Here is a 23,393-nt window from a genome sequence, read left to right on the forward strand (position 1 = left end):
GGCGGTCGCACCCGCTTCCCACATCGAGGATGAATCTTGTGCTCAAGCGCCTGCTCGTCTCACTGACCCTCGCCGCGACGGCCACCACCCTGGTGGTGAGCCCGGCCGCGGCTGCCCCGAAATATCCCGGGCAGGTCACCTGCCCCACCGGCGACTACCAGCTCTGCATCAACGGCGGCCCGGGCAACTTCACCATCAGCGGCCGGACGTTCTCCGGGCACCAGAACGCGATTCTGCTCACGAACGTCTCGAAGGTCACGATCAGCGGCAACACGTTCACGCGGCTCAGTGGCCCCAAGGGCTTCGCCGGAGTCCACGTCAAGAACTCGTCCGGCATCGTGATCAAGAAGAACGTCTTCTCCCGGCTCAGCAACAAGGGGAACATGCACGGGGTCTACCTCGTCAACACCTCGGGCAGCAGCATCACCGGCAACACGTTCTCCTCCATCACGGGTGACCCCGTACGGATCCGCGACGGCAGCAACAACACCACGGTCAGCGGCAACACCTTCGCCAAGTCCGGCACCTACGCCGTCTTCAGCGAGTGGAGCGACCCGACAAAGGGCGACACGGTGTGCAGTCGGGGAAGCGTCTTCAAGAACAACAAGTACGGGACCTCCTACTCGGGCAGGTCGATCAAACTGGTCCGCTGGGGCGGCAAGGGCAGCGGTAAGAGCCTGACCTGGAGCAACTGCACGAGGGCGAGCATCACCAACAAGGGCGGCAACACGAAGGGCTGAGCCCTCCCGAGGAGGCACCGGCGCGGCTCGCGCGGCACTGGCGACCCGCGCCGGATCGGCCGGCAGGCCGACGACCGCCGTCGCGGCGGTAAGCAAACCGCAAGATCTGCGCGATCGCCGAGCGCATCCGTGCTGGCTAGGCTGGCCGCGGGGAGGTGGCCGGTGGCGCAGCGGGTGCTCGTGGTCGACGACGACAGGACCGTCAGCGACGTGGTCTGCCGCTACCTGGAGCACGCCGGGTACGAGGTGAGCCACGTCGGCGACGGATTGGCCGCTCTGGAGGCCGTCCAGGACCGGCAGCCGCACCTGGTCGTGCTGGACCTGATGCTCCCCGGGCTGGACGGGTTGCAGGTGTGCCGGCGGCTACGGGAGCGGCCGGACGGCGTACCCATCATCATGCTGACGGCGCGCGGCGACGAGGCGGACCGGGTGCTCGGCCTGCAACTGGGCGCCGACGACTACCTGGGCAAGCCGTTCTCGCCGCGCGAGCTGGTGCTGCGGGTCGGGTCGGTGCTGCGTCGGGCCGGTGAGCCGGCCGCGCCGGCGGCCGAACTGCTTGCCGACGCGGGCCTGGAGGTGGCGACCGGGCCGCGGATCGCCCGACTGCACGGCCGCGAGCTGGCCCTGACGTTGCGCGAGTTCGACCTGCTGGCGCACCTGATGCGGCACCCGACGCGAGCCTTCAAACGCACCGAGCTGCTGGAGCGGGTGTGGGGGTGGAACTTCGGCGACCAGTCCACGGTGACCGTGCACGTGCGGCGGCTGCGGGAGAAGATCGAGGACGACCCGGCCGAACCGCGACGGATCGTCACGGTCTGGGGCGTCGGCTACCGGTACGAGCCGGCCGATGCGTGACCTGGCGCTGATCTTCGCGGCGGCGCTCGCGGCCGCGCTCGGCGTGGGCCTGCTTGGCGCGGTGACCCTGCGGCTGCTGCGCCACCGGTCGATCACCGTGCACGTGTGCGTCCTGCTCACCGTCACCGTGGCCGCCGTGGTGGCCGGGGTGGTGGTGGTCGCCCGGGCGATGTTCCTGTCTCCGCACGACCTCCAGGTAGTCCTGCTCACCGTCGCCGCGGCGGCGGTCGTGAGCCTCGGCGTCGGCTGGTACTTCGGGCGTCGACTGGCCGCGGCCGCGGTCTGGGCGGCCCAGGCCCGGGAGCGGGAACGGCGGCTCGAGAAGGGTCGCCGGGACCTGGTGGCGTGGGTGTCGCACGACCTGCGGACGCCGCTGGCCGGCCTGCGGGCGATGGCCGAGGCGCTTGAGGACCGGGTGGTCGACGACCCGGCGACGGTCGCCGAGTACCACAGGCGGATCCGCCTGCAGACCGACCGGATGACCCGGCTCGTCGACGACCTGTTCGAGCTGTCCCGGATCAACGCCGGGGCGCTGCGCCTGACACTGTCTGCGGTGCCGCTCGGCGAGGTGGTCTCCGACGCGTTGGCCGGCACCGCGCCGCTGGCCAGGGCCCGCCGCATCCGCCTGGTGGCCGCCGAGTCGGGCTGGCCCACGGTGCTGGCCAGCGAGCCCGAGCTGGCCCGGGTGGTGGGCAATCTGCTGCTCAACGCGGTGCACTACACGCCGAGCGACGGCACGGTGCGGGTGGACGCCGGATGGGAGAGCGACGCTGCCTGGCTGGCGATCGCCGACACCTGCGGCGGTATTCCCGAAGACGACTTGCCCCGACTGTTCGACGTGGCGTTCCGTGGTGAGCCGGCCCGTACGCCGCGCTCCGGCGGCGAGGGCTCCGGCGGGCTGGGGCTGGCGATCGTGCGCGGGCTGATCGAGGCGCACGGCGGCCGGGTGGACGTGCAGAACGTCGTCGGGGGCTGCCGGTTCGTGGTCCGCCTCCCGACAGCCTGACACCCGGGGGCGCCCGAGGCGTCAGCGGCTCGCTGTCAGCTCGCCGAACCAGCGTCGCCCTCGTCGGAACACGTCCCGCACCGCCAGCCCGGCGGCGTCGGCGACCGGGTGCACGGCGCGCGCGTCCAGCCGGGCCCAGCGGAACGCCGGACCGAGCAGCAGACGGCCGGGCCGCTGCTCGGCGGCCACCCGGGCCTGGCCCTGCCACAGCCCCGCGCCGGGCGGCTCCAGCTCCACCAGCACCGTGCCGCCGGGGGCGAGCAGGTCCCGGCAGCGGCGCAGCAGCGCGACCGGCTCGCCACCGATGCCGATGTTGCCGTCGATGAGCACGGCGTGCGCCCACCGACCCTCGCCGGGCAGCGGTTCGAACAGGTCACGGTGTACCGCCACCGCGCCCCGAGCCCGCGTCAGCCGCACCGCCGTCGCGGAGACGTCCACGCCGACCGCCGTCCGTCCGGCCCGGGCCAGCGCCACGGTGAGCCGGCCCGGCCCGCATCCCAGGTCGAGTGTCGGCCCGGCGCACCGCTCGACCAGCCCGGCGACCGCCGGCTCGGCCGGTCCGTGCCAACGGTCCACAGGCAGCCGGCTGCGGACACCGTCGCCGTGCACCAGCCACCGGCCCCGGGCCGCACGGTCGGCGAGCGCGGCGGCGAACGGGTCCGTTCCCGCCGACGCCGTGAGCGGCCCGGACGACGCCCTCACCGCCACAGCCTCAACCTGCGCGGCCTTGAGCGGTGCGGTGTCGAGCGGTGCGGTGTCGACGGGGTTCACCGCAGGCCTCCCGGTAACAGGGCGAGGCGGACCGCCGCGACCTGCCGGGCGAACCGGCCCTCAGGCACCTCGACGGCCACCGCGAGGGCGTCGGACCACTCGTCGACGTCGCGCAGCACCGGCAGCGGCGCGGTACGCAGGCCGCACCCGGTCAGGGCCGCCCACGTGTCACGGCCGGTGTCGGGCGTCGACATCGGCACGTCGCGCAGCACCCGGGCGTGCCGGGGGTCGCGCAGCCCGAGCGACCACCAGCCGCCGTCACGCGCCCGGCCGAGCACCGCGTCGGCGGCGCGCAGCCGCAGCACCGCCGCGGCCAGCCCGGTAGGCGTGACCTGCGGGGTGTCCATCCCGATCTGCAGCACCGGCTGCCCCGGGTACGCCGCCGCGACCTCGGCGTACGCGTTGGCGAGCCGATCGCCCAGGCCGACGCCACGCTGGTCGAGCACCGACCAGCCGGCAAGCGCGGCGGTCAGCGCGGCGGAGTCCTCCGCCTCGGTCAGCCGACCCGACCAGGCCAGCACCGGTGTGACGCCGGGCGTGGCGCGGACGGCGTCGAGGGTGTCGCGCAGCGCGGCGGCGGCGATGCGGGCAGCCTGCGCCGGCGTGGCCGGTGGGCAGAGCCGCGTCTTCACCGCCCCCGCGACCGGCGCCTTGGCGACCACCAGCAGAACGGTCACCGGGGGCCGTCCATGGTACGCAGCACGCCGGCGAAGTCCCGGGTCGCGCGCAGGGTGCCGCGCACCGAACCGGACACCTTGGACCGGGTGCCGGCGGCCCGGGGCGCGTAGGTGACGTCCAACTCGTGGATCCGCCAACCGGCGGCGGCGGCCCGGATCAGCAGTTCGAGGGGGTAGCCGAAGGCCCGGTCGGTGACTCCGAGGTCGAGCAGCGCCTCGCGGCGGGCCACCCGGATCGGGCTGAGGTCCCGCAGCGGTACGCCCCGACGGCGCAGCAGGGCGGCGACAAGCGCCGTACCGACGCGGGCGTGCCAGGGCCACACCCCGGCCCCGACCGGTCGTCGACGGCCCACGCTGAGGTCGGCAGTGCCCGCCAGCACCGGCGCGACCAGGGCCGGCAGCTCGGTGGGGTCGAACGACCCGTCGGCGTCGAGGACGCACACCACGTCTCCGTTGGCGGCCTCCAGGCCGGCGTGCACGGCCGCGCCGTAGCCGCGCCGGGGCTCGTGCACCACCCGGGCACCGTGCCGGGCGGCCACCTCGGGTGAGCCGTCCCGGGAGCCGTTGTCCACCACGATGGCCCGGTAGCCGGGCGGCAGCGCGGTGAGCACGCCCGGCAGGGCGGCCGCTTCGTCCAGGCAGGGCAGCACCACGTCGATCTCAGTCGGCATACCGCCGACGCTAGGACGGCGCCTCGGCGACGGAGGCCGAAATGTGCTTACCGAACCCTTACCACCTGGGCATTTCTTACCGTCCGGTGACGGGCCGCCGATTCGGGAGCGCGAGGTCGAGCTGTCGCCGTACCGTCCGGTGGTCATGGCCTCGACCACCACTCTCGCCGCCGCCCCCGGACGGACCCCGCCCCGCCGCCACGCCAGGGACCTCCTGGTGGTGGGCGTGGAGGTGGCGCTGCTCGCCATCGCCGTCCTGGTGGGGGCACTGCTCAACGCGCGCGGCGCCGGGCTGCACGCCGACGCGGCGCCGCTGTACGCGACGTGGCGGCCGCACGTCGGCTGGGGTAGCCCGGCCGCGCTTGCGGTCGCGGTCGCGGTGGTGGGCTGGGGAGCGCGGTGGGCCCGTACCGCCCGGTGGGGCGTCCTGCTGACCGTCGCGTGGCTGACGGCCGTGGCCTGGACGTTGTCGCTCGCCCTGGTGGACGGCTGGACGGCGGGGCTGACCCGGCGGCTCACCCCGCAGGCCGAGTACCTGCACGAGGTTCCCCGGGTGACGGACATCCCCGCGATGCTTGCCGGATTCGCCGCCCGGATCGTCGACTTCCAGCCCGACTCGTGGTCCACCCACACCGCCGGCCACCCGCCGGGCGCGCTGCTCATCTTCGTCTGGCTGGACCGCATCGGCCTCGGTGGAGGCGCCGCCGCCGGGTTGGCCTGCGTGCTGGTCGGGGCCACGGTCGCGGTGTCGGTGCCGGTGACCCTGCGGGCCCTCGGCGCTCCCGAGGCGGCCCGCGCGGTGCTCCCGTTCCTGGTGCTGCTGCCGGGAGCGGTCTGGGTGGGCGCCTCGGCCGACGGCATCTTCGCCGCCGTGGTCGCGGCTGGCCTGGCGCTGCTGGCGGTCCGTGGCCGCGTCGCCGCTCTGGCCGGCGGAGCCGTGCTCGGGTTCGCGCTGTACCTGTCGTACGGGTTCCTCCTGGTAGGTGTGCTCGCGCTGGCCGTGCTGGCGCTGCGCCGTACGCACCGCCGGGGCGCGCTGCTCGCCGCCGCCGTCGGGGTCGCGGCCGTGGCGGTGGCCTTCAGCGCGGCGGGCTTCCACTGGTGGGTCGGCTACCACCTGGTGGTCGAGCGGTACTACCAGGGCTGGGCCGCCGACCGCCCGTTCGCCTACTGGGTGTGGGCCAACCTGGCCGCGCTGCTGCTCAGCGCCGGGCCCGTGCTCGGGCCGGCGCTGCGCCGCGTGCTGTCGGCCGCCCGGTCGCCGTGGCCGGGGCTGCGCGCGGCGCTGCCGACCCGCGCCCCCACCCCGCCCGGCGGGCCGGGCTTCGGGCCGGGCTTCGGGCCGGGCTTCGGGCCGGGCTTCGGGCCGGGCTTCGGGCCGGGCGCACCCGTGCCGGGCGGACCGCGCTTCGGGCCGGGCGCGGCCGCGCGCGGGTGGCGGGCAGTCGGCCGGCTGGCCACGCCTGCGGCAGCAGCGGTACGCGCAGCCGGGCCCACCGTGCTGCTACCGCTTGCCGCCCTCGTCGCTGTCCTCGGCGCGGACCTGTCCGGGCTGAGCAAGGCGGAGGTGGAGCGGATCTGGCTGCCGTTCGTCGTCTGGCTGCTGGTGGCCACCGCCCGCCTACCGGAGGGTTCGCGACGCTGGTGGCTGGCCGGACAGGCGCTCACCGCGCTGGCCGTCAACCACCTCGTCTGGACGGTCTCCTAGTCACCCGGTCGCCTCGTCGCTTCGTCGCCTCGTCGCCTCGTCGCCTCGTCGCCCGCGACCCAACCACACTGCACATACCGCCTCGGCGCGGCCTCGACCATCGCGTGATCACCGCATGACCACCGCGACCGGGCACCGCGGGCGCGTCGACGGGTCAGCCCGCGACGGCTGCTGGTTCGCGTAGCGGGTCGGTGGCGAAGCCGGCCACGCCCTCGGCGAAGCCGACCCGGGCCGTGTAGCCGAGCAGCTCCACAGCGCGGCGGGGGTCGGCGACCACGTGCCGCACGTCGGCGGCGCGGGCCCCACCCACCACCTGCGGGGCCGGCCCGCCCATCGCCTCGGCCAGGGTGACCGCCAACTCTCCGACCGTGTGCGGCTCGCCCGAGCAGACGTTCACCGGCACCAGCGTGGCCGGCGGCGCGCTGCTGGTGAGGGCCAGCAGGTTGGCCCGCGCCACGTCGGTGACGTGCACGAAGTCCCGCCGCTGCCGGCCGTCCTCCAACACGCGGGGCGCCACGCCGGCCGCCAGCGCCGACCGGAAGATCGACGCCACTCCGGCGTACGGGGTGTCGCGGGGCATCCGGGGGCCGTAGACGTTGTGGTACCGCAGCGCCCACACCGCGCCGCCGGTCTGCCGAGCCCACGCGGCGGCCAGGTGTTCCTGGGCGAGCTTGCTCGCGGCGTACGTGCTGCGGGGTTCCAGCGGCGCGTCCTCCGGCACGAGCACCGGGTCGAGTCCGCGGCCGCAGTGGGGGCAGGTCGGGTCGTACCGGCCGGCCGTCACGTCCTCGGACCGGCGGGGCGCGGGACGCACAGTGGCGTGCTCGGGGCAGGCGTAGCGCCCCTCGCCGTAGACCACCATCGAGCTGGCCAGCACCAACCGCCCGATTCCCGCCCGGTGCAGCGCCGCTAGCAGCACCGCCGTGCCGTAGTCGTTGTGCGTGACGTAGTCGGGGGCGTCCGACGGGTCGAGGCCGTGGCCGACCATCGCCGCCTGGTGACAGACCACGTCCACACCTGTCAGCAGCCGGTTCAGCAGGGGGCCGTCGCGGACGTCGCCACGGACCACGTGGTGTCGGCGGGACCAGGCGGGCAGTTCGCCTCCGTGTGCCTGGGGCAGCAGCGCGTCCAGCGCCACCACCTCGTGGCCCTGCTCGACGAGCAGGTCGACGACCTGCGACCCGATGAACCCGGCCGCGCCGGTGACCAGTACGCGCATGCCGGTCACGGTAGGGCGGACCGGGCGCCCGGCGGGCCGGTTCGGCGGACCCGTAAGGAGTTCGCAACAGCTCGACGCGTGCCGGCGGCCCGGTAAGCGTTCGGTAATGCGGTAAACCCGGTCCCGCCGTACCCCTGCGGTCTAACCTGCCGGCAGTGCCCGCCGCCGGTCCACGCGCCCGGTCGGGCCAACCGGTGTGGACGTACGGCGCGGGACGGCGAGGAAGGAGCAGCGGGTGCCGGTAAGCAGACCCGGCCCGAACGGCAGCGGGACGAGGGCGCCGGAGGCGGACGGCTACGGGGCGCCGCGCCGGCTCTGGCGCGGGCTGGCGCAGCATCGTCCACCGGGTGTGGACGCCGTCGAACGGAGTTGGCGCAGCCCGTTGCGCGGCCCCTGGCTCACCGCCGTGTACGGGTCCGTGCTGCTGGTGGCCCTGCCCCTGGTGATCATTACCGGGCTGCTCGACTACGCCGCCTACGGCCCGCAGTTCGACCAGGCGTTTCCGACGAACGTGGGCTGGCTGCGGCTGCCCGCCTTCGACTGGCCGACTCGGCCGTCGTGGCTGTTCCGGGTCACCCAGGGGCTGCACGTGACGCTCGGCATCGTGCTCGTCCCGGTGGTGCTGGGCAAGCTGTGGTCGGTGCTGCCGAAGCTGTTCGACTGGCCGCCGGCCCGCTCCCTCGCCCAGGTGCTGGAACGGCTCACCCTGCTGCTGCTGGTCGGCGGGATCCTGTTCCAGATCGCCACCGGCCTGCTCAACATCCAGTACTCGTACGTGTTCGGTTTCGACTTCTACACCGCCCACTACTTCGGGGCCTGGATCTTCACGGGCGCCTTCGTGGCGCACGTGATCATCAAGTTTCCCCGGTTGGTGACCGCGCTACGGTCCCGCCCCCTGGGCGCGGAGCTGCGGACCCCGCGCGACGCGACGCGACCCGAGCCGCCGGACCCGGACGGCCTGGTCGCCGTCGAGCCCGGTCCGGCCACGGTCAGCAGGCGCGGCGCGGTCGGCCTGGTCGGCGGCGGGGCGCTGCTGCTGGCCGTCCTCACCGTCGGGCAGAGCCTGGAGGGCCCGCTGCGGCGCACCGCGCTGCTGCTGCCCCGGGGGCGACAGCCCGGCACCGGGCCGAACGGCTTTCCGGTCAACCGCACAGTCGCGGCCGCCGGTATCCGCCCCGAACAGACCGACGCGAGCTGGCGGCTGACCCTGCGCGGCGGCGGCCGGACCGTGACCCTGGACCGACAGGCCCTGCTGGCCATGGCGCAGCACACCGCCGCGCTGCCCATCTCCTGCGTGGAGGGTTGGTCGACCCGGCAGACCTGGACCGGAGTCCGTCTTCGGGACCTGGCCGGGCTCGCCGGAGTCGCGGACCCGGCCTCGGCGCGGGTGTCGTCGCTGGAGCAGGGCGGCCTGTTCCGCACCGCGGTGCTCGCCGCCAACCAGGTCCTCGATCCGGATTCGCTGCTCGCCCTGCGGGTCAACGGCGTCGACCTCGCCCCCGACCACGGCTACCCGGCTCGGGTCATCGTGCCGGCCCTGCCCGGGGTGCACTGCACGAAGTGGGTCGCCGAGATCGACTTCCGGGTGCGGGCCGATGGTTGAGCGGGACGAGCCGGTGGCGGGACGGGACGAGCCGACGACGGGACCGGACGAGCCGACGACGGGACGGGACAGGCCGACGGCGGGACGGGCCGGGCGGCTGCGGGCCGACTACGGCGCGGCGCCGTGGCATCTGCTCCTGGTGACGGCGGTCATCGTGCTCGCCGGCTGGGTGGCGCTGCGGCTGGCGCAGGAGGCGACGTTCGGCCGGATGCTGCTCTGGTTCGTCGGCGCGGTCGTCGCCCACGACCTGGTGCTGTTCCCGGTGTACGCCAGCGCCGACCGGGCGCTGCGCGCGGTGGTCCGCGCTCGTGTCACGCTGCTCAACCACCTGCGTGTGCCGGCGCTCGGCACGGCGCTGCTGTTCCTGGTCTACTCCCCCGGCATCCTGCGCTGGGGCGAGACGACCCACGAGGCGGCCACCGGCCTGACCCAGCGGCCGTACCTGGTGCGCTGGCTTCTGCTCAGCGCGGGGCTCTTCCTGCTCAGCGGGCTCGCGTACCTGCTGCGTCGTCGTCAGCCGTCGCGGCAGCGGTCGGAGAGCGCGTAGCGGAGCAGCACCACGTCGCCGATCTGGCGGGTCTCGGCCAGCCGGGCGGGGCGTCCCGGGCGCCAGGGGAAGCTCCCCTCGCCGACGAAGCGCGGCGCCCGGCGGTCGCCGACGAAGAACGGGGCGACCACCAGGTGCAGCTCGTCGGCGAGGCCGGCGGTGAGGAACTGGGCGTGCACCGTCCCGCCTCCCTCCACCATCAGCCGACGCACACCCCGCGCCGACAGGTCGGCGAGGACCCGATCGAGGTCGACGGGTTCCCCCCCGTCCACCACGGTGGCCACCCGACCGACCCGCTCCCGGGCCTTGTCCAGCGCCCCGCTCGCGCAGTAGACAAGCCTTGCCGAGTCACCCGCGGTGAAGAATCGGGCGGTCGGGTCGAGGTCCCCCCGGGCCGTCAGGGTCACCTTGGTGGGCGACGCGGGCCGGCCGTGTGCCGTCCGCTCGGCCCGGCGCGACGCGGACCGCACCAGCAGTCGCGGATCGTCGCGGCGGACCGTGGCGGCGCCGACCAGGATCGCGTCGCAGCTGGCCCGGACCGCGTCGACACGGTCGAGGTCGTCCTCGTTGGACAGCATCAGCCGCTGCTCGGAGGCGTCGTCGATGTACCCGTCGATACTTGTGGCGCAGCTCAGCAGCACGTACGGCCGCGCCGACGCCGGCCGGCAGCTCACCGGGAGACGGGCCGGTCGGGGGTACGACCCGACTCCGACTCCGGCTCCGCCGCCTCGGTCTGCGCCGCCTTGGCGGCCTTCGCGGCGAGGTACTCGGCGTTGGCCGGGGAGAGGAAGATGCTTGTGGGTACGCGTTCGACGACGTCCACGCCCAGCCGGGTCAACTGCTCGGCCTTGTCCGGGTTGCTGCTGAGCAGGCGGACGCGCGGCACGCCGAGGGTGGTCAGCATCTGCGCGGCGGCGCCGTAGTCGCGTTCGTCCTCGCCCCGACCCAGCGCCACGTTTGCCTGGTAGGTGTCCAGCCCGGCGTCCTGCAGGGCGTACGCGTCGAGCTTGGCGTACAGGCCGATGCCCCGGCCCTCCTGGCGAAGGTAGAGCAGGAAACCGCCGGTCTCGGTGATCCGCTGCACCGCCTCGCGCAGTTGCGGCCCGCAGTCGCAGCGCTGGCTGCCGAACACGTCGCCGGTGAGGCACTCGCTGTGCGGGCGGACCAGCGGCGGCTCGCCGCCGGCGGCGAGCCGGTCCAGCGCGCCGGCCCAGTCACCCAGGCCGAGAGCGAGGTGTTCCCGGCCGTCCACCAGGCCCTTGAACGTGAACACCCGGACGGTGGTGGTGTAGCCGTCGGGAAACGCCAGCGGAACCGTGACCTGCGTACGGACCGTGGCGACCGGCAGTGCTTCGGGCATGGAACTCCTTTGTCCGGCGCCGCCCTCGGGCGACGGCGCGTACCGTCCTGACCACTGACTCAACAGCCGCCGCCGGATGCGGCTTCCCGAGTGGTGGTGGGATTGCGGGCCCGTCGGGCGAGCAGCACGGCCGCGCCGGGCAGGCTGGCCACCAGCACGAGGGCGCCGTAGACGGTGGCGGTGGCGACACCCTCGGCCGCGCTGAGCCCGGCCGCGCCGAACACCCAGGCGGCCACGCCCTCGCGGGGTCCGAAGCCGGCCACGTTCAGGGGCAGGCCCATGGCGAGCAGAGCGAGCAGCGTCAGGGGCAGCAGCCGCGTCAGCGGGGCGTCGGAGCCGGCGGTCCGTGCCGCCACCAGAAAGGTGGCCAGGTGACCCGCGACCATCACGGCGGAGGCGACAAGCACGCCGAGCCAGGTCCGCCGGGCCAACAGCCCGGCCCGGACGTCCGCCACGGCGGTCCGTACGCCGCGGGCCCACCGGGAGCGGCCGCCGCCGGGCCGGAGCCGCGCCAGCAGCACGACGACCAGGCCAGCCGCGAGCAGCAGGGCGGCGGCGGCCGGCAGGTACTGCCGCACCGGGGACGGGAACGCCGCGAGCACCACGAGCGCGACACCCACCAGGACCACCTGACCGGCCGTACGCTCCCAGACCACCGCGCGGATGCCCCGGCTGACATCGCCGGCGTCGCGGCCGTGGCGCACCGCCCGGTGCACGTCCCCGAGCACACCGCCGGGCAACGTGGCGTTGAGGAACACCGCCCGGTAGCAGTGCGCCACCGCGGTCGCCAACGGCAGCCGGACGCCGAGGCCACCGGCGACGAGGCTCCACCGCCAGGCCGCGCAGACAGTGGTGAGCACACCGATGAGCAGGGCCGCGGCCAGCGCCGGCGCGTTGATCAGCCGTACGCCGTCGAGGAACGGGCCGCCGCCCACCTGCCACAGCAGGACGGCGAGCAGGCCCACCCCGCCGACCACTCGTGCCCAGGCCCACAGCATCGACGCCGGTCCTCCCTGAAGATCGTCCACTCTCCCTAGAGCACGTACCCAGGGCGTGGACGGTTCATCCGCCGGCCAGGAGGTCCCGGTGTTCGACACGCACGCCCAGCCGGCCGGCGGCCGCGTCGGCCAGCCGGCGCTTGGCGTACACCCGGGCCGGGCCGACCAGGTCGGGGCGTTGCTCGCAGGCGGCGCCCAGCCACCCGCGGAACCACTCGGCGGCCAGGTCGGCCTGCTCCGGGCCGAGCCGCCACGGGCTGGGCCGCTCCCGCACGCGCACGCCCCGCCTGGCGAACGCGGCGGCGGTGGCGGCGGGGGCGTCCGGACCGAGCAGCCGGCGGCCGTCGACGGTACGCCGCTGGTGCGCGTTGAACGCCTCCTGGACCTCGCCGTCGAGCGGGTCGGCCGGGGTGAGCCGGACCCGGCCGGTCACCGAGACCGCGAACAGGGCGGGACGGTCGGCGTCGACGCAGGCGGCCACCACCCGTTCGACCTCCTCGGCGGTCAACATGTCCAGCAGCGCGGACGCGGTGACAAGCGCGCCGTCGGACAGGTCGGCGGCGCCCAGCCGGGTCAGGTCGCCGCAGCGGGTGTCGACGGTGACCGGCGCTCCGTCGGCGGCGGTCACGCCGGCCATGCTGTCGGCGGCGCGGGCCAGCAGGTCGGCGTCCCGGTCGTGCAGCACCCAGTGCTGCGGACCACTGAGCCGGGCCGCCAGCCAGCGACTCATCGATCCGGTGCCGCTGCCCAAATCGTGGATCAGAATCGGGTCGCCGGTCAGCCGGGGTCGGACGGCGTCCACCAGGTCCTCGGCGCGGGCCGCCGCGTCGACCGGCTCGCGCAGACGTAGCCAGTCGGCGAACGGCATGGTCTCCTCGGCGGTCACTCCGCCACCTCCTTCAGCACGGCGGCCAGGCGCGCGGTCGTCGCCGGCCAGTCGGTCAGGGTGTCGCGGCGGGCGAGGGCGGCACGCCGGAGCCGGACCCGTAGCTCCTCGTCACCCCACCACCAGCTCAGGGCGCCGGCCAGGGCTGCCGGGTCGTCCGGCGGGACCAGCAGGCCGGGCAGGTCACCGTCGGGGGCACGCCCGAGCGCCTCCGGCAGGCCGCCCACCTGGGTGCCGAGCACGGGCAGACCGCGGGCCAGCGCCTCGGTGACGACCATCCCGTACGTCTCGCCCCGCGACGGCAGCACGAGCAGGTCGGCGGCGGCGTACGCGGCGTCGAGCGCCGCACCGGTCAGCGGACCGGCCAGCCGTACCCGTTCCGCCAGCCCGGCGCCGGCGAGCCGGTCGCGCAGCCGGCGCACCAGCTCGGGTTCCCTGGTCAGCGTGCCGGCGCAGACGAGCGTCCAGGGCATCTCAGCCAGTACGCACAGGGCGTCGACGAGCACGTCGTGGCCCTTGTGGCGGGTGACCGCGGCGACGCAGAGCAGCCGGCCACCGGCTGCGCTGCCGGGGGGCGCCGGTGGTGCGGGCGTCACCCCCGGAGGCGCGACCCGGACGCGGTCGGCGGACAACCAGTGGCGGGCCAGCAGGCGGCGGCGGGTCCACTCGCTCGTGGTGACGACGGCTCGCGCGGTGGCCAGCGCCCGGCCCTCGGCCTCGTCGTTGAGCGGCATGTGCACAAGCACCACGAGGCGCAGCCGGTGAGCCTGCGGGGCGAGCAGGTCCGGCACGGTCGAGGCGATGAGGCCGTCGACGAGCACGACGGCGTCGTCCGGCAGGGCGGCCAGCAGCCGGGCCAGCGCCGCCCTGTCGACCGGGTCGGGCTGCGGCCACGCTCCGGGCGTCGGGTGCTCCCGCACCACCCAACCGCTCTCGCCTAGACCGGCGCAGACCCGCCGGTCGTAGGTGTTGCCGCCGCTGGGCGTGGCCGGATCGTCGATGTCGCCGGGCAGGACGACGTGCACCGTACGGCGGCGTGGACCGGCGACCGCGACGGACGCCGCCTGCCGAGGGGACGACCCGACGCCGGCGGCGCTTCCGGTCGGCGTGACGCCGGCGGCGCTTCCGGTCGGCGTGACGTCGGCGGCCGTTCCGGTCGGCGTGACGTCGGCGGGGTCCGGCCGGCCCGGCCGCTGGGCCGGCGTCGGCCGGCCCGCGTCGGTCACAGCGACCGCTCGTAGCTGGCCCAGGCGACGTGTGACTCGTGCAGGGTGACGGTGATGCCTGCCAGCTCACGCGCCCCGGGGCCCAGCTCACCGGCGTGCACGCGCTCGGCCAGCCGGTCGGCGACGGTGCGGGCCAGCACCTCGGTGGTGGTGTTCATGCCGGCGAACGCGGGCTCGTCGTCGAGGTTGCGGTACGACAGTTCGCCGACCACGGTCCGCAACTGCTCGGTGGCCAGGCCGATGTCCACGACGATGCCGTCGGCGTCCAGGTCGGGGCGGCGGAACGTCGCGTCCACCACGAACGTCGCACCGTGCAGGCGCTGGGCCGGGCCGAACACGTCGCCCCGGAAACTGTGGGCGATCATCATGTGATCCCGAACTGTCACGCTGAACACTGTCACTCCCCGTCGTCGTAGGTGATGAGGTGGCAGAGCGCGGGCAGGTCACCCGTGCTCAGTCGGGCGAGTACGTCGGGCAGCTCCGCGAACCGGGACGCGCCGGTGATCAGCGCGTCGAAGGCCGGGTCGTCGAGCAGGTCCAGGGCCAGGGCCAACCGGTCGGTGTAACTGCGGCGGCCCCGCCGCGCGGGCGCGACCATGCCGACCTGGCTGCTGCGCACGGTCAACCGCCCGGAGTGGAACGCCCCGCCCAGAGACACCTGCACCGGCCGGTCGCCGTACCAGCTCAGCTCGATCACCGTGCCCTCGGGCGCGAGCAGGTCAAGCGCGTGTTGCAGGCCTGCGGAGGTGGCGCTGGCGTGCACGACCAGGTCCCGGTCGCCTGTCGCGTCGCTGGGCTGGGCGAACCCGACCCCGAGGGCGCCGGCGATCCCGGCCCGGCGGGCGTCGGTGTCGACAAGCTCGACCTGCACGCCGGGGAACCGGGCGAGCAGCGCCGCGACACAGCAGCCCACCATGCCCGCGCCGACCACGCTGACCCGGTCGCCGACCAGGGGCGCGGCGTCCCACAGGGCGTTCACGGCGGTCTCCACGGTGCCGGCGAGCACGGCCCGGGCGGGCGGCACGTCGTCCGGCACCGGCACCACGGCGGTCGCCGGCACGACGTACGCGCTCTGGTGCGGGTGCAGGCAGAACACCGTACGCCCGAGCAGGTCCGGTGGGCCCTGCTCGACCACGCCGACACTGAGATAGCCGTACTTCACCGGGCCCGGGAAGTCGCCCTCCTGGAACGGGGCGCGCATCGCCGCGTGCTGGTCGGCGGGCACCCGGCCGGCGAACACAAGCGTCTCGGTGCCCCGGCTGACGCCGGAGTAGCGGGCACGCACAAGCACCTCGTCGGGCCCCGGGACGGGCAGCGACACCGGCCGGATCTCCGCCGCGCCGGGCTCGCGCACCCAGCAGGCGTACGCCTCGCGGATCACCCTCGCACACCTCACCTTTTGTCCCGGTCGAACCGAACGGCCCTGATTTCCGTGTTCCCTGTCGGGGTCGTCGATCATAAACACGGAGGTACGGTGCCCACAGTTCGAAGCGGTCCGGTGATCGGGCTGAGCGCGCAGTTGGTCGTGCTGGCGGCGCTTGCCGCCTCCGTGGGTCTGGGCCCGGCGGGTTGGCTGGCCGGGGCCGGCTACGCGGCGCTCACCTGCCTCGCGTTGAGCCGGGGCCTGCACCTGGCCGGCGCGTCCCGTCTCGGTCCCGCCGACCGGGTGACACTGGCCCGGGCAGTCCTGGTCGGCGCGGTCACCGCGCTGGTGGTGGACTCGTTCGGCAGTCCGACGCCGGTCGGGCTGCTTGTCGCGCTGAGCGCGGTGGCCCTGCTGCTGGACGCGGTGGACGGTCGGGTCGCCCGGCGCACCGGCACGGTGAGCGCGCTCGGGGCCCGCTTCGACATGGAGGTCGACGCGTTCCTCATCCTGGTCCTCAGCGTGTACGTCGCCCCGGCGGCCGGGAGTTGGGTGCTGGCCATCGGCGCGATGCGGTACGTCTTCGTCGCGGCGAGCGCCGTGCTGCCCTGGCTGGGCGGCTCGTTGCCGCCGCGCTACTGGCGCAAGGTGGTGGCCGCCGCGCAGGGGGTGCTGTTGGCGGTCGCCGCCGCGCGGGTGCTGCCGGAGTCGTGGACCACTGTGATTCTGGTGGCGGCGCTGGCGCTACTTGTCGAGTCGTTCGGCCGGGACGTGGCCTGGCTGTGGCGTCGCCGCCCGGCCGCCGCGACGGTCACGGTGCCGACGGTCACCGCGCCGACGACCGCCGAGCCGGCGGTCACCGCGCCGATCGCGGTCGCGCCACCGCTCGGCACGCCCGCGCCCGCCGCACCCGTGGCGCTGCCCCTGCTTCCGCTGGGTCGACACGCGCCGCTCGTCGTGCCGCCGCTGCTGCCCGTCCCCGGCCCGCTGCCCGCGCTGGCGGCCCGCTCGGGCGGTACGGTCCACTCCGACTGGAGGCCGTGATGACCCTTCCCGCCCGGCTGCGCCGGCTGACCGGCCGGCGACGTCCGCGCCCCGCCCCGACCGGCGATGCTTCGGCGCGTACCCAAGTGGTGTCGCCCGTGCGGCGCGGTCGTGCGCGGCGGACGTGGGCGGCGGCCGGCGGCGTGCTGGCGGTCCTGCTGGTGTACGCGGCCCTGGTCGGCCCGGACCGGCTCGGCGAGCTGACACCCGGCGCGTTCCTGCGCATCCCGCTGGAGGGTCTGCTGGTCGCGGCGCTGCTGCTGGCGTTGCCACCGCGACCACGGCGGGTGGTGGTGGCAGTGGTGGGGCCACTGCTCGGCCTGCTGGCCATCGTGAGACTCGCCGACCTGGGTTTCCGCACGACCCTCGACAGGCCCTTCGACCTGGTGCTGGACTGGCTGTTGCTGGACGACGCGTACGGGTTCGTGCGGGACTCGGCCGGGCGGCCCGGCGCGGTCGGCGCGGTGGTGGGCGTCGCGCTGCTGGTCGGTGCGCTGCTGCTGGTGATGACAGTGGCGTTGCGGCGGCTGGCGTCGCTGCTGGTCGGCCACGAGCGGGTGGCGACACGGACGGTCGCCGCGTTGACTGTCGCCTGGGTGGTCTGCGCGGTCGTCGGGGTGCGGATCGTCCCGGGCGTGCCGGTGGCCGACGCCGGGACCACCGCGCTTGTCGGCGCGCACGCCGAGCAGGTGGACGCGCGGCTGCGCGACAGCGGCCGGTTCACCGCCCAGATCGATGCCGACCCGTTCCAGGACGTCCCGGGTGACCAACTGTTGACCGGGCTGCGCGGCAAGGACGTCGTTCTCGCCTTCGTGGAGAGCTACGGGCGCGACGCCGTCGAGGACCCGGAGTTGGCGCCGCAGGTCAACGCGGTGCTGGACACCGGGACCGAGCGGCTGCGCGCGGCCGGGTACGGCGCGCGCAGCGGCTTCCTCACCTCCCCGACGTTCGGTGGTGGCAGTTGGCTGGCCCACGACACGCTGCTGTCAGGTCTGTGGACGGACAACGAGCAGCGCCACCGCAGCCTGCTGGCCAGCGACCGGCTCACCCTGAACGGCGCGTTCCGCCGGGCCGGCTGGCAGACGGTCGGGGTGCTGCCGGCGGCCACCCAGCCCTGGCCGGAGCGGGGCTTCTTCTCCTACGACAGCTACTACGACGCCGCGGCGCTCGGCTACCGGGGTCCGAAGTTCAGCTACGCGCCGATGCCCGACCAGTACACGCTGTCGTTCTTCCAGCGGCGGGTCCGCGCCGGCGCGGACCGCCCGATCATGGCGGAGATCCCGTTGATCTCCAGCCACTCGCCGTGGACGGCGGTGCCCCGCATGATCGGCTGGGACGAGGTGGGCGACGGTTCGATCTACCACGGCGACGCCGGCGCGACTGACGACGGCGCCTCCGACGACCGGGACACCGGCCGGATCCGGGCCGGCTACCGGCAGGCCGTGGCCTACTCGCTGGAGAGCCTGATCTCCTACGTACGGACCTACGGCGACGACGATCTGGTGCTCGTCTTCCTCGGCGATCACCAACCGGCCCCGGTGGTGACGGGCGAGGGCGCGAGCCGGGACGTGCCGATCACCATCGTCGCCCGGGACCCGGCGGTGCTGAACCGGGTCGCGGGGTGGGGCTGGCAGGACGGCCTGCGGCCCGGCCCGCAGGCGCCGGTGTGGCCGATGGACACGTTCCGGGACCGGTTCCTGACCACCTTCGGGCCGTCGTCGCCGCCGCTGGCCGCGCCACGCTGACCTTCCGTCCGCCGGCTATTTCGGACAAATAGCTCATAGCTTGACATTTGCCTCGCTACGCTCCCCTGGCACATCGGACACAACGGGGGACGTGATGAGGATTTCTTCGTGGGGCACCCGCAGGACCCGCGCGGCGGCGCTGACCGCCGTCGGCGCCATCCTGGCGGTCAACGCTCTCCTGGCGCCGGCGCCTGCCGAGCCCCCGCCGAATCGGGTGCTGACCGCTGCCGAGGACATCGGGCCGGTGGACCCGGTCGCCGAGGCGCTGAGCTTCGGGGTCATGACCGAGGGCAACGCCAACCTCGTCAACGACGAGAACGAAGGCACCCTCGCCGTCGGCGGAGACCTCACCTTCGGCAACTACCAACTGGCCACCGTGACCGCCGGGTCGTTCGTCGTGCCGGGCGACGCCCGACCGAGCGCCCTCGTCGTCGGCGGGCGCGTCAACTTCGCCGGCAGCGTCGGTGGCACCCGTCTGCAGGTGCTCTCCAGCGGATACGCGAAGGTCGGCGACCTGACCGGCACCGTCGTACGCGACACCGACAACAACGGCGCCCAGGTCAACACCCGGATCCTGCCGTCGGACAACTACGACGCGTCGCCCCGGGTGGAGCTTGTCACCCGGCAGCCCGTCGGCAGCGTCGGACCCACCTCGCCGATCAACTTCGCGGGCGCCTTCGCCGCCTTCCGCAGCACGACCGCCGGCCTCGCCACCTGCGACAACACGGTGGTGCTCCGGACTCCGAACGGCGACGTGCTCCCCCGGCCGATCCCCGCCGGCAGCAACGCCGTGGTCACCCTCACCCCGGGCGTGACGAACGTGCTGAACCTGACCGCCGCCGACCTGGCCAACATCCAGACGCTTACCTTCGCCAGCCAGCCCACCGCCAGCACCCCGCTGCTGGTAAACGTGGACACCACTGGCGTCGGCAACACGTTCGACTGGACCGCCCCGAACTTCTCCGGCATCGGCGGCCCGCAGGCGCGCTACGTCCTGTTCAACTTCCCGACCGCCACCGCGCTCACCCTGACGACGGGCGCCGCCACGGTCGAGGGCACCATCTACGCCCCCAACGCCAGCCTTACCGACCTCTCGGCCAGCAACACCGAGGGCAGCGTGATCACCCGTACGCTTGACCACCGCGGCGGTGAGATCCACTACTTCCCGTTCAGCACCACGCTGTCCTGCGCGGGCGCGAGTCCGGCCGGCATCGACCTGATCAAGGCGTCGACCACCGCGGTGATCACGGCCGTCGGCCAGCAGGTGCCGTACTCGTTCCACGTGGTCAACACCGGCGGCGTCCCGCTCACCGCCATCTCGGTCACCGACCAGCAGACCCCGCCCTCGTCGAACGCCAACCTCGGCCCGATCACCTGCGCCGCCACCACCCTCGCCCCCGGCACCCGGACGGCGTGCACCGCCACCTACACGGTCACCCAGGCGGACCTCGACAACGGCGGCGTCACAAACGTCGGCACCGCCCAGGGCTCCCCACCCACCGGCCCGCCGGTGGTGTCCGATCCGGACACCCTGACCATTCCGGCACAGTCGCTCGCCGCCTCCGTCACAGTCGTGAAGTCGTCGACCACCACGTCCATCACCTCGGTGGGTCAGCAGGTGCCCTACCGCTACCTTGTCGCCAACACCGGCGGCCTGACCCTCACCAACGTCGGCGTCACGGACGTGCAGACACCGCCCTCGTCAAACGCCAACCTCGGCCCGATCACCTGCGTCGCCACCACCCTCGCGCCGGGCGCGACCACCACCTGCGCCGCCACCTACACAGTCACCCAGGCCGACCTCGACAACCACCGGGTCGCCGACACCGCCACCGCCCGGGGTACGCCACCCACCGGCACGCCGGTCACCTCGCCGCCGTCGACGCTGACCATCCCGGCCGCGGGGCTGACCCCGTCCATCACGGTCACGAAGACCTCCACCACCGCGTCGATCACCACTGTCGGGCAGCAGGTGCCGTACTCGTTCCACGTGGTCAACACCGGCGGGCTCACCCTGACCAACGTCACCGTCACCGACGAGCAGGCGCCGCCCTCGTCAAACGCCAACCTCGGCCCGATCACCTGCGCCGCCACCACCCTCGCACCCGGCGCGCGGACCGGGTGCACCGCGACCTACACCGTCACCCAGGCCGACCTCGACAACGACGGGGTTACCAACACCGCCGTCGCACACGGCACGCCACCCGGCGGCGGCACGCCGGTGAACTCGCCACCCTCGACGCTGACCCTGCCGGAGACCGACCTGGTCGCCTCGATCGCGGTCGTGAAGACGTCCACGACCACCACGATCAGTGTGATCGGGCAGCAGGTGCCGTACTCGTTCCACGTGGTCAACACCGGCGGGCTCACCCTGACCAACGTCGGCGTCACCGACGTGCAGGCGCCGCCGTCGTCGAACGCCAACCTCGGCCCGATCACCTGCGCGGCCACCACCCTCGCCCCCGGTGCCAGGACCTCGTGCACGGCCAGGTACCTGGTCACCCAGGCGGACCTGGACGCGGGCCTGGTGCGTGACACCGCAACCGCGCACGGCAACCCTCCCGGCGGAGCTACTCCTGTGCAGTCGCCGCCGTCGACGCTGACCATCCCGACCGGTGACGTGTTTCCGGCCATCGCGATGGTGAAGTTCTCCACCACCGAGACGATCAGCTCCGTGGGGCAGCAGGTGCCCTACCAGTTCCTGGTCGCCAACACCGGCGGCGTCACGCTTAACAACGTCAACGTCACCGATGTGCAGGACCCGCCGTCGTCGAACGCCAACCTCGGCCCGCTCAACTGCCCACAGACCACGCTCGTCCCCGGCCAGACAACGACGTGCACCGCGACCTACACCGTCACCCAGGCCGACCTCGACCATGACGAACTGACCGACATCGCCACCGCGCACGGCACCCCGACGGGGACCGAGGAGCCGGTGGACTCGGACCAGGTCGTGCTGACCATCCCGGCGGCCGACGTCACGCCGTCACTCTCGGTCGTCAAGTCGTCCACCACGACGACGATCACCACGGTCGGGCAGCAGGTCCCCTACCAGTTCCTCGCGATCAACACCGGTGGCGTCACGCTTACCAACGTCACCGTCACCGACGTGCAGGCGTCGCCCTCGTCAAACGCCAACCTCGGCCCGATCACCTGCCCGCAGACCACCCTCGCGCCGGGTGCGGTGACCGCCTGCACGGCCACCTACACCGTCACCCAGGCCGACCTGGACAACAACGCGGTCGTCGACACCGCCACCGCGCACGGCACGCCGCCGGGCACCGAGACGCCTGTGAACTCGCCGCCGTCCACACTGACGATCCCCGAGTCCGGACTGGTCGCCGCGATCTCGGTGGTCAAGGTCTCCGACGTCACCACGATCGGCGTCGTCGGGCAGCAGGTGCCGTACCGGTTCCACGTGGTCAACACCGGCGGGCTGACCCTGACCGGTGTCACCGTCACCGACGTGCAGGCGCCGCCCTCGTCGAACGCCGACCTCGGCCCGATCACCTGCGCGACGACCACACTCGCGCCGGGTGGGTCCACCGCCTGCACGGCCACCTACACCGTCACCCAGGCCGACCTGGACAACAACGGGGTCACCGACACCGCCACCGCGCACGGCACCCCACCCGGGGGTACGCCCGTGGACTCGCCGCCGTCGACGCTGACGATTCCCCAGGCGGGGCTCGTGGCCGACATCGACGTGATCAAGTCGTCGACCACCGTGGCGATCACCGCGGCCGGCCAGCAGGTGCCGTACACCTTCCTGGTGGTCAACAGCGGCGGCCTGACGCTGACCGGGGTGACTGTCAACGACACCGTGCTGCCGCCGTCCGAGCGGGACGGGCTCGGGCCGATCACCTGCGGCCCGCAGGACACCCCGAACGGGGAGGTGACCCTGACGCCGGGCGGGTCGATCCAGTGCCGCGCGACGTACACAGTGACCGAGGAGGAGTTCGCCGGCTCGTCGCTGCGCAACGTCGCCACCGTCACCGGCACGCCACCGGTCGGGCCGCCGCCGGTCTCGCCGCCCTCCCCGTTGGACATCCCGATCCCGCACCCGGCGATCACCATCGCCAAGTCGGTCACGCCCACAGTGGTGTCGACGGCCGGTGACGTGGTCACGTACCGGTTCGTGGTGGCAAACACCGGCAACACCCCGCTGAGCGCGGTGACTGTCGACGAGACGGAGTTCTCCGGCACCGGCACGCCGGGGGCGATCACCTGCGGCACTCCGCCGGTCGCCAATGGCAGCGTCACCCTGCCCGCCGGGGCGAGCACCACCTGCACGTCGACCTACGCCGTCACCGCGGCGGACATCGACGCCGGCACGATCACGAACACGGCGGTGGCGGCCGGCACGCCGCCGACCATCCCCGGCCAACAACCACCGACGCCGGTACGCTCCGGACCGGCCACCGCCGAGGTCACGGCCACCCGGGGCGCCGCCATCACCGTGGTGAAGTCCAGCAGCACCGAGAAGATCACCCGCCCGGGTCAGCAGGTGCCGTTCCAGTTCGTGGTCACCAACACCGGACGTGTAGGGCTTACCGACGTGAGAGTCACCGACACCCTCACGGCGCCGGCGGCACCTGCCGACCTCGGCCCGATCACCTGCGGCCCGGACCGGACGCCCAACGGCGCTGTCACCCTGGCCGCCGGTGCCGCCGTGACCTGTGCGGCGACGTACACGGTCAGCAAGGCCGACTACCACCACGGTTCGGTGCGCAACAGCGCGACGGCGACCGGTACCCCGCCGGAGGGCCCCGCGCCGGTGGCGCCGGAGTCCACCATCACCATCAGAGTGAAGGGGAAGCTGCCGGTGACCGGCACATCGTTCCCGATCGGCGGCTGGATGTCGGCCGGAGTGCTGGCAGTGCTCCTCGGCGCCGCGTTGCTGCTTGTCGTCCGGCAGCGCAGGCTCCGCGCCTAGCGCGCAACGATCACGGGGGTCGGACCGGAGGGGAACCG

The 23,393-nt window shown here is 74.0% G+C and carries 20 protein-coding genes and 1 pseudogene; 10 read left to right on the plus strand and 11 right to left on the minus strand.

Annotated elements, in window-relative coordinates; all coding sequences use genetic code 11:
• Nucleotides 1-29: 29 nt before the first annotated feature.
• The 3 genes from OOJ91_RS05870 (at nucleotide 30) to OOJ91_RS05880 (ending at nucleotide 2,601) form a co-directional block, all read left to right on the plus strand.
• Nucleotides 30-740, plus strand: a complete 711-nt coding sequence (locus OOJ91_RS05870; RefSeq protein ID WP_266243316.1) for a right-handed parallel beta-helix repeat-containing protein — start codon at nucleotides 30-32, stop codon at nucleotides 738-740.
• Nucleotides 741-902: 162 nt separating this feature from the next.
• Nucleotides 903-1,595: a response regulator transcription factor gene (locus tag OOJ91_RS05875; RefSeq protein ID WP_266243318.1), complete on the plus strand. Its 693-nt coding sequence runs from the start codon at nucleotides 903-905 to the stop codon at nucleotides 1,593-1,595.
• On the plus strand, nucleotides 1,588-2,601 hold the full coding sequence (locus tag OOJ91_RS05880) for a sensor histidine kinase (protein WP_266243320.1): 1,014 nt from the start codon (nucleotides 1,588-1,590) through the stop codon (nucleotides 2,599-2,601). The genes OOJ91_RS05875 and OOJ91_RS05880 overlap by 8 nt, the downstream gene beginning before the upstream one ends.
• 21 nt (nucleotides 2,602-2,622) lie before the next feature.
• Here OOJ91_RS05880 and OOJ91_RS05885 read toward each other — a convergent pair whose 3' ends face one another.
• Genes OOJ91_RS05885 through OOJ91_RS05895 form a run of 3 tightly spaced genes read right to left on the minus strand, consistent with a single transcriptional unit; the run spans nucleotide 2,623 to nucleotide 4,720 of the window.
• Nucleotides 2,623-3,309: a class I SAM-dependent methyltransferase gene (locus OOJ91_RS05885; RefSeq protein ID WP_439117048.1), complete on the minus strand. Its 687-nt coding sequence runs from the start codon at nucleotides 3,307-3,309 to the stop codon at nucleotides 2,623-2,625.
• Nucleotides 3,310-3,368: 59 nt separating this feature from the next.
• On the minus strand, nucleotides 3,369-4,049 hold the full coding sequence (locus OOJ91_RS05890) for a TIGR04282 family arsenosugar biosynthesis glycosyltransferase (RefSeq protein ID WP_266243322.1): 681 nt from the start codon (nucleotides 4,047-4,049) through the stop codon (nucleotides 3,369-3,371).
• Complete coding sequence (locus OOJ91_RS05895; protein WP_266243324.1) at nucleotides 4,046-4,720, minus strand: glycosyltransferase family 2 protein; 675 nt, start codon at nucleotides 4,718-4,720, stop codon at nucleotides 4,046-4,048. The genes OOJ91_RS05890 and OOJ91_RS05895 overlap by 4 nt, the downstream gene beginning before the upstream one ends.
• Before the next feature lie 145 nt (nucleotides 4,721-4,865).
• Between OOJ91_RS05895 and OOJ91_RS05900 the strand changes: the two genes are divergently transcribed.
• A complete protein-coding gene (locus OOJ91_RS05900; protein ID WP_266243327.1) occupies nucleotides 4,866-6,428 on the plus strand; it encodes a hypothetical protein in 1,563 nt (520 codons plus the stop codon).
• 154 nt (nucleotides 6,429-6,582) lie between these two features.
• Here OOJ91_RS05900 and OOJ91_RS05905 read toward each other — a convergent pair whose 3' ends face one another.
• Nucleotides 6,583-7,647 (minus strand): NAD-dependent epimerase/dehydratase family protein, encoded by a 1,065-nt coding sequence (locus OOJ91_RS05905; RefSeq protein ID WP_266243329.1) that lies wholly within the window; start codon nucleotides 7,645-7,647, stop codon nucleotides 6,583-6,585.
• A 235-nt stretch (nucleotides 7,648-7,882) separates the two neighbouring features.
• Here OOJ91_RS05905 and OOJ91_RS05910 point away from each other — a divergent pair, with 235 nt between their 5' ends.
• Together OOJ91_RS05910 and OOJ91_RS05915 are read left to right on the plus strand one after the other, a co-directional pair.
• Nucleotides 7,883-9,250 carry a molybdopterin-dependent oxidoreductase gene (locus OOJ91_RS05910; protein ID WP_266243331.1) on the plus strand — a complete coding sequence of 456 codons (1,368 nt, stop codon included), beginning with the start codon at nucleotides 7,883-7,885 and terminating at the stop codon, nucleotides 9,248-9,250.
• Nucleotides 9,243-9,797: a hypothetical protein gene (locus OOJ91_RS05915; protein WP_266243333.1), complete on the plus strand. Its 555-nt coding sequence runs from the start codon at nucleotides 9,243-9,245 to the stop codon at nucleotides 9,795-9,797. Before OOJ91_RS05910 ends, OOJ91_RS05915 begins: the two co-directional genes overlap by 8 nt.
• On the opposite strand, the gene OOJ91_RS05920 is transcribed toward OOJ91_RS05915, so the two are convergent.
• The 7 genes from OOJ91_RS05920 to OOJ91_RS05950 form a co-directional block, all read right to left on the minus strand.
• Nucleotides 9,764-10,471 carry a RibD family protein gene (locus tag OOJ91_RS05920; protein ID WP_266243336.1) on the minus strand — a complete coding sequence of 236 codons (708 nt, stop codon included), beginning with the start codon at nucleotides 10,469-10,471 and terminating at the stop codon, nucleotides 9,764-9,766. The genes OOJ91_RS05915 and OOJ91_RS05920 overlap by 34 nt on opposite strands.
• Nucleotides 10,468-11,157: a GTP cyclohydrolase II gene (locus OOJ91_RS05925; RefSeq protein ID WP_266243338.1), complete on the minus strand. Its 690-nt coding sequence runs from the start codon at nucleotides 11,155-11,157 to the stop codon at nucleotides 10,468-10,470. The genes OOJ91_RS05920 and OOJ91_RS05925 overlap by 4 nt, the downstream gene beginning before the upstream one ends.
• 59 nt (nucleotides 11,158-11,216) lie before the next feature.
• Nucleotides 11,217-12,155, minus strand: coding sequence for a lysylphosphatidylglycerol synthase transmembrane domain-containing protein (locus OOJ91_RS05930; protein ID WP_266243340.1), 939 nt, complete (start codon nucleotides 12,153-12,155; stop codon nucleotides 11,217-11,219).
• A gap of 64 nt (nucleotides 12,156-12,219) precedes the next feature.
• Nucleotides 12,220-13,023, minus strand: coding sequence for a class I SAM-dependent methyltransferase (locus tag OOJ91_RS05935; RefSeq protein WP_266245287.1), 804 nt, complete (start codon nucleotides 13,021-13,023; stop codon nucleotides 12,220-12,222).
• Between the two features lie 14 nt (nucleotides 13,024-13,037).
• Nucleotides 13,038-14,066: a glycosyltransferase family 4 protein gene (locus OOJ91_RS05940; RefSeq protein WP_266245288.1), complete on the minus strand. Its 1,029-nt coding sequence runs from the start codon at nucleotides 14,064-14,066 to the stop codon at nucleotides 13,038-13,040.
• Between the two features lie 197 nt (nucleotides 14,067-14,263).
• Nucleotides 14,264-14,662, minus strand: a complete 399-nt coding sequence (locus OOJ91_RS05945) for a 6-pyruvoyl trahydropterin synthase family protein (RefSeq protein WP_266243342.1) — start codon at nucleotides 14,660-14,662, stop codon at nucleotides 14,264-14,266.
• Between the two features lie 2 nt (nucleotides 14,663-14,664).
• Nucleotides 14,665-15,648, minus strand: coding sequence for a zinc-dependent alcohol dehydrogenase (locus tag OOJ91_RS05950; protein WP_266243344.1), 984 nt, complete (start codon nucleotides 15,646-15,648; stop codon nucleotides 14,665-14,667).
• Between the two features lie 93 nt (nucleotides 15,649-15,741).
• Here OOJ91_RS05950 and OOJ91_RS05955 point away from each other — a divergent pair, with 93 nt between their 5' ends.
• The 4 genes and pseudogenes from OOJ91_RS05955 to OOJ91_RS05970 all read left to right on the plus strand — a co-directional run bounded on the left by OOJ91_RS05955 (nucleotide 15,742) and on the right by OOJ91_RS05970 (nucleotide 23,355).
• Complete coding sequence (locus OOJ91_RS05955; RefSeq protein ID WP_439117027.1) at nucleotides 15,742-16,674, plus strand: CDP-alcohol phosphatidyltransferase family protein; 933 nt, start codon at nucleotides 15,742-15,744, stop codon at nucleotides 16,672-16,674.
• Nucleotides 16,674-18,419 (plus strand): sulfatase-like hydrolase/transferase, encoded by a 1,746-nt coding sequence (locus tag OOJ91_RS05960; RefSeq protein ID WP_323178418.1) that lies wholly within the window; start codon nucleotides 16,674-16,676, stop codon nucleotides 18,417-18,419. The genes OOJ91_RS05955 and OOJ91_RS05960 overlap by 1 nt, the downstream gene beginning before the upstream one ends.
• A 94-nt stretch (nucleotides 18,420-18,513) precedes the next feature.
• A pseudogene (locus OOJ91_RS05965) lies at nucleotides 18,514-19,881 on the plus strand (choice-of-anchor A family protein); the annotation flags it as partial.
• A gap of 51 nt (nucleotides 19,882-19,932) precedes the next feature.
• Nucleotides 19,933-23,355 (plus strand): DUF7507 domain-containing protein, encoded by a 3,423-nt coding sequence (locus tag OOJ91_RS05970; protein WP_439117049.1) that lies wholly within the window; start codon nucleotides 19,933-19,935, stop codon nucleotides 23,353-23,355.
• Nucleotides 23,356-23,393: the final 38 nt, after the last annotated feature.

The sequence above is a fragment of the Micromonospora lupini genome (assembly GCF_026342015.1).
Taxonomy (GTDB): domain Bacteria; phylum Actinomycetota; class Actinomycetes; order Mycobacteriales; family Micromonosporaceae; genus Micromonospora; species Micromonospora lupini_B.